The 1,754-nt window shown below is 48.9% G+C and carries 1 protein-coding gene; it reads left to right on the top strand.

Going from position 1 to position 1,754, the window contains the following annotated elements; genetic code table 11:
- Positions 1-116: 116 nt before the first annotated feature.
- Positions 117-1,382, top strand: a complete 1,266-nt coding sequence (locus E5161_RS20570; protein ID WP_136779757.1) for an IS110 family RNA-guided transposase — start codon at positions 117-119, stop codon at positions 1,380-1,382.
- Positions 1,383-1,754: the final 372 nt, after the last annotated feature.

Genomic DNA, 1,754 nt, shown 5'->3' with positions numbered 1-1,754 from the left:
AGAATTCCTGTAATGCGATTAATTCGGACTTTGAATAAAAAAGAGTGCCTCGGTAAGATAGGGTTGCACACGGGGTCGTTGCCCCAAAAACCTATCATCATGGAGGTCACTCTACAATGAAGTTTAAGGCTCAGGACAAGCAAAATCAACTCATTGAAAACATTTCCTCGTCGCATCTAGTTGTCGGCGTGGACATTGCCCAAGAAGCCCACGTCGCTCGTGCGGTCAGCTATCGAGGCATTGCACTGGGTTCGCCGTTACAGTTTGGCAGTCATCACGAGGGCTTTGGGCGATTTGCTTGGTGGATTCAAGATCTACTCAAATCCTACAAACTGAGCAAAGTCATAGTCGGCATGGAACCTACCGGCCACTACTGGCTGAGTCTCGCTCGTTGGCTGTCGGCCCAAGGAATTGAGGCTGTACTCGTTAATCCCCACCTCGTCAAAAAGAACAAAGAAAACCGCGACAATACCCCTTCCAAAAGCGATCCTAAAGACGCGCTGGTCATCGCGGATATGGTCAAAAACGGCTACTATTCCCCTGTTCGATTCAATCCGCAAGCCTACGAGGAACTGCGGATCCTTATGTCTAACCGTGATACGGTTTCCAAACGGCTCAACAGTGCCGTTAACCAGATTCATCGCTGGGTAGATATTGTGTTTCCGGAACTTCGACAAGTCTTTAAAGTCCTTACCTGTAACAGTGCTATTGCCACTCTTAGGCTGTTTCCTCTTCCGGAAGAAATCAGCCGGCTAACAACTGAGCAAGTCATCGCCGGCTGGAAGAAATATATGAAACGTCATGCAGGAGTGCACCGGGCCAAGCAGCTCGTTGCACTCGCTAAGCGCAGCGTGGGCGTCACGCAGGCGCTTCATGCCTATAAGTTGCACTTAGCTCAACTGCTCGAAGAATACGACTTGGCGCAGCGCCAGCTTGAGCGGATCAATCTTGAGCTTCATTCCATCTTGGAACGTATTCCATACGCTCAAAAGTTGCTTGAGATTCAAGGAATAAATGCAACCAGCTTAGCTGGCGTGCTCGGCGAAGCTGGTGATCTAAGCGGCTACTCGCATGGAAATGCGTTGCTTCGTCATGCGGGTCTCAACTTAGCCGAAGCCAGTTCCGGCAAATGGCGTGGCAAAATGGTGCTGAGCAAGCGTGGACGTCCTCGTCTCCGGCGTTTCCTTTATCTCATGACGATGTGCATGGTTATGGTTAATCCGGATCTGAGAGCCCTACACCAATACAATGTTGACGTAAAGAAGCTCAAGAGAATGAAATCTATTATGAAATTATGCGGTAAAATAGCTCGAATACTTGTCGGTCTGGCAAGAAGTAACGAAGTTTACGACTCTACTAGAGTGTTTCCTCAAGCAGCTTAAGCGGAGTTTTTTTCGCCAACTGATGAATTCGCAGGATGAACAAGAAGCACGGAGTATCGGGAGATGTTAAGCAAAAGGGCTCGGACCCGTTCCGTTAGAAAAACCGACCTCCACCCCTTAGTTAGATGTGACGAAGGAATGATAGGGCTTGGACCCGTTGAGACATGGGAGTGAGAATCGCTAGGGGCGACTTGGAGACGTGCAAGATATGGAATGAATTAGGTGACCCTTGTTTCACCTCTGTTCCTGCATGCCCTCTAAGCGTTCCAGGCTACCGGCTCCTCCGTTTCCTTCTTATTCTCACGCTAATCTAAAGGTGAAATCCTGCGAATTCATGAGCTTGAGTGAGAAAACCAAATCATATCGAGGGAG

The sequence above is a fragment of the Cohnella pontilimi genome (genome assembly GCF_005049045.1).
GTDB lineage: Bacteria > Bacillota > Bacilli > Paenibacillales > Paenibacillaceae > Cohnella > Cohnella pontilimi.
Note: the sequence above shows the minus strand (reverse complement) of the source record. Positions and strands in the feature narration are given on the sequence as shown.